We start from the raw sequence: 4,201 nt of genomic DNA, 5'->3' as shown, positions 1-4,201 counted from the left end.
GGCGGTCAGCCGCCACGGCTGCACGCCGGCCTATCCCTCGCTTGCCGAGCTGGAGTTCTTCCTGAGCCGCGGCGTGGTGCGCCCGGATCTGCGCAACGACGCGGAGCTGGAGCAGATCCACTGGTCCACCAACCGGCGGTCCCTGCATGGCGGCGACGGGTCCGAGGCGCGGATCTTCGCCTTCGACCACCGCGTCCAGCTGGAGGAGATGGCGGGCTATACCCCGAAGAAGGGCGGCGCGTTCAAGGAGCTCTGCCTCGACGCCGCGCTGAAGGTGCAGGCCGGGCGCGAGGGCTATGGCATCCTGTGCGACAACCGGATCGGGCGCGCGGCCCTGCACCGGGCAAGCGGCACGGGCCTGTGGATCGGGCGGCCGGCGGAATGGCCGGGGTCCCGCCCCCTGGAGCTGGAGCCGGAGCTGGGCCCCGATTGCGGCACGCTGGTCGAATGGGCGCGCGAGAACGTCATCAAGGTGCTCTGCTTCTGCCACCCCGACGACGACGCGGAGACGCGCGCCCGGCAGGAGGCGACGGTGCACCGGCTGTTCACCGCGGGCCGGCGCAACGGCCTCGAGTTCCTGCTGGAGGTGATCCCCTCCAAGGTGGGCCCGGTCGACGACACGACCACCGCCACGCTGATCCGGCAATTCTATGCCGCGGGGGTCTATCCCGACTGGTGGAAGCTGGAGCCGATGACGACGCCTGCGGCCTGGGCCAACGCGATCGCCGCGATCGAGGCGCATGACGCCCACACCCGCGGCATCGTGGTGCTGGGCCTCGACGCGCCCGAGGCGGAGCTTGCCGCCAGCTTCGGCGTGGCGGCGCGCCACCCGCTGGTGAAGGGCTTCGCGGTGGGGCGGACGATCTTCGGCGATGTCGCGCGCGCCTGGCTGAAGGGCGAGACCGGCGACGCCGCCGCGGTGGAGGAGATGGCGCGCCGCTACGCGCGGCTGTGCGAGATCTGGGATGAGGCGCGGGCCCGCGCCCGGGAGGCAGCAGAATGACCGAGACGATCCGACTGACCGCGGCGCAGGCGATGATGCGCTGGCTTTCCGTGCAGATGACGGAGGAGGGGGAGCGCTTCATCGACGGGGTCTGGGCGATCTTCGGCCATGGCAACGTGGCCGGCATCGGCGAGGCGCTGCACGGCATCGGCGACGCGCTGCCCACCTGGCGCGGGCAGAACGAACAGACCATGGCCCATGCCGCCATCGCCTATGCCAAGACGAAGAAGCGCACCCGCGCCATGGCCGTCACCTCCTCGATCGGGCCGGGGGCCACCAACATGGTCACCGCCGCGGCGCTGGCCCATGTGAACCGGCTGCCGGTGCTTCTGATCCCCGGCGACGTCTTCGCCAACCGCCGCCCCGACCCGGTGCTGCAGCAGATCGAGGATTTCGACGACGGCACGATCAGCGCGAACGACGCCTTCCGCCCGGTGGTGCGCTATTTCGACCGGATCACCCGTCCGGAACACCTGCTGACCTGCCTGCCGCGGGCGCTGGCGGTGATGACCGATCCGGCCAATTGCGGTCCGGTCTGCCTCGCCTTCTGCCAGGACGTGCAGGCCGAGGCCTTCGACTACCCCGAAAGCTTCTTCGCCCCCAGGGTCTGGCGCATCCGCCGGCCTGAGCCCGACCCGCGCGAGCTGGCCGATGTGGTGAAGATGATCCGTCGGGCCCGGGCGCCGGTGATCGTCTCGGGCGGGGGCGTGATCTACGCCCGGGCCGAGGCGGAACTTGCGCGCTTCGCCGATACCCACAACATCCCCTTCGTCGAGACCCAGGCGGGCAAGGGCGCGAACGGCTGGGACGATCCGCGCAACTTCGGCTCGCCGGGCGTGACCGGGTCGGCCTGTGCCAACGCGCTTTGCGCCGGGGCCGATCTGGTGATCGGCGTGGGCACGCGGTTCCAGGATTTCACGACGGCCAGCTGGACCGCCTTCGGCAACCCCGCGCGGCAACTGGTGTCGATCAACCTGCACGGCTACGACGCCACCAAGCATGGCGCGGTGCCGCTGGTGGGCGACGCGCGGGTGGTGCTGGAGAAACTGTCGGCGGCACTGGGCGACCACCGGGCGCCGGGCTTCGACGCCGGGTCGCGGGACGACTGGCACGCGGTGGTCGGGGGGGTGACGGCGGCGCCCACCGAGGGCCTGCCGACCACCGCCCTGCCGACCGACGCGCAGGTGATCGGCGCGGTGCAGCGGGTGGCGACCGACAAGACCGTGGTGATGTGCGCGGCGGGCACGATGCCGGGGGCGCTGCAGGTGCTGTGGCAGGCCGCGCCCGCGGGCTACCACATGGAATACGGCTATTCCTGCATGGGCTACGAGGTGGCCGGCGCCATGGGCATCGCCCTGGCCGCGCCCGAGAAGGAGGTGATCTGCTTCGTCGGCGACGGGTCGTACATGATGGCGAACTCGGAACTGGCGACGGCGGTGATGCGGCGCATCCCCTTCACCATCGTGCTGACCGACAACCGCGGCTACGGCTGCATCAACCGGCTGCAGATCGAATGCGGCGGGGCCGAGTTCAACAACATGTACAAGGACAGCAACGTCGAGGTGCAGCCCGAGATCGACTTCGTGGCCCATGCCGCCGCGATGGGGGCCGATGCCCGGAAGGTCGCCTCCATCGCCGAGCTGGAGGCCGGGATCGTCGCCGCGCGCGGGCGCGACATCCCCTCCGTCCTCGTCATCGACACCGACGCCGTCCCCGGCACCGGCGCCGGCGGCGCCTGGTGGGACGTCGCCGTGCCCCAGACCGGCGGGCCCGAACGCCTCGACGACGCAAGGGCGCGCTACGCGGCGAACGCGCGGCGGCAGATGATCGTGAACTGAGGAAGAGAGCATGATCCGCTTCGGCACCAACCCCATCGCCTGGGCCAATGACGACGACACCTCGCTCGGCGCCCATATCCCGACCGATCAGATCCTGCGCGAGGCCGCGGAGATCGGCTTCGAGGGCATCGAGAACGGCCACCGCTGGCCGCAGGACGACCCCGAGGCGCTGCGGCAGCTTCTGGGCGGCTACGGCCTCGCCTTCGTCTCCGGCTGGCATTCGCTGAACCTGCTGACCCGCCCGATGGAGGCCGAGAAGGCCGCGATCCAGCCGCATCTCGACAAGCTCAGGCACAACGGCTGCACCGTCTGCATCGCCTGCGAGACCTCGAACTCGATCCAGGGGCTGCCGGTGCCGCTGTCGGAAAGCCCGGTGCTCGGCCCCGCCGGCATGGCCGCGTTCGGCGCGAAGGTGGAGGAGATGGCGGCCTTCACCGCCGCGCAGGGGATCGACCTCGTCTATCACCACCACATGGGCACCGTGGTCGAGACCCCGGAGGAGATCGACGCCTTCATGGCGGCGACCGGGCCGGCCACCCGGCTGCTGTTCGACGCCGGGCATTGCCATTTCGGCGGGCAGGGCGCCGACCCGGCGCCGGTGCTGGCGCGGCATATCGGGCGGGTGCGGCACGTGCATGCCAAGAACGTCCGGCCCGATGTGATGGCCCGGGTGCGCGCCGAGGGCCTGTCGTTCATGGAGGGGGTGCGCGCCGGGGTCTTCACCGTGCCGGGCGACCCCGAGGGCGGGATCGACTTCGCGCCGCTGCTCGGCCAGCTGAAGGCGGCGGACTACGCCGGCTGGGTGGTGATCGAGGCCGAGCAGGACCCCGCGCAGCGCGATCCCTTCGCGTACCAGTCGCTGGGCCTCGCGACGCTCAGGCAGCTTGCGCGCGCCGCGGGGCTTGTCGCGGGGCCTGTCGCGGGGCCTGTCGCGGGCTGAGCGCGGGCTGAGCGCGAACCGGACACAGGACAGGAAAGGAGACTGAGATGGCAGATCTGTTGCGCAGGCCGTTCGGGCGCCATGGCAAGGTGCACGAGATCACCCCCGAGAGCGCCGGGTGGCGCTACGTGGGCTTCTCGCTCTACCGGCTGCGCGCCGGGGAAGCGGCGGCGGAGGCGACCGGGACACGCGAGGTGATCCTCGTCATGGTCGAGGGCAAGGCGAGACTTGAGGGCGCGGGCCAGGACTGGGGCGTGCTGGGCGACCGGATGGACGTGTTCGAGAAGACGCCGCCGCATTGCCTGTATCTGCCGAACGGCAGCGACTGGCGCGCGGTGGCCGAGACCGATTGCGTCATCGCGGTCTGTTCGGCGCCCGGAAAGGGCGGCCACGCGGCGCGCCGGATCGGGCCCGAGGGGA

The 4,201-nt window shown here is 71.4% G+C and carries 4 protein-coding genes; all 4 read left to right on the top strand.

Features of this window, described 5'->3' with window-relative positions; all coding sequences use genetic code 11:
• Positions 1 to 1,003 (top strand): 2-deoxy-5-keto-D-gluconate 6-phosphate aldolase domain-containing protein (locus tag CVV76_RS24290; protein WP_146010395.1); only part of this gene is annotated, 1,003 nt, incomplete at its 5' end.
• Positions 1,000 to 2,841, top strand: a complete 1,842-nt coding sequence (gene iolD / locus CVV76_RS24285; RefSeq protein ID WP_102227265.1) for a 3D-(3,5/4)-trihydroxycyclohexane-1,2-dione acylhydrolase (decyclizing) — start codon at positions 1,000 to 1,002, stop codon at positions 2,839 to 2,841. The genes CVV76_RS24290 and iolD, both read left to right, overlap by 4 nt.
• A gap of 10 nt (positions 2,842 to 2,851) precedes the next feature.
• Positions 2,852 to 3,781, top strand: a complete 930-nt coding sequence (iolE, locus tag CVV76_RS24280) for a myo-inosose-2 dehydratase (RefSeq protein WP_102227264.1) — start codon at positions 2,852 to 2,854, stop codon at positions 3,779 to 3,781.
• A 47-nt stretch (positions 3,782 to 3,828) separates the two neighbouring features.
• On the top strand, positions 3,829 to 4,201 hold a 373-nt coding region (locus CVV76_RS24275), incomplete at its 3' end, for a 5-deoxy-glucuronate isomerase (protein ID WP_199178708.1).

It is taken from the genome of Acidimangrovimonas sediminis (assembly GCF_002871005.1).
GTDB lineage: Bacteria > Pseudomonadota > Alphaproteobacteria > Rhodobacterales > Rhodobacteraceae > Acidimangrovimonas > Acidimangrovimonas sediminis.
Note: the sequence above shows the minus strand (reverse complement) of the source record. Positions and strands in the feature narration are given on the sequence as shown.

Coding starts and splice junctions, on each gene's coding strand:
- iolE (WP_102227264.1), top strand. CDS start 2,852: ATGATCCGCTTCGGCACCAACCCCATCGCCTGGGCCAATGACGACGAC.
- iolD (WP_102227265.1), top strand. CDS start 1,000: ATGACCGAGACGATCCGACTGACCGCGGCGCAGGCGATGATGCGCTGG.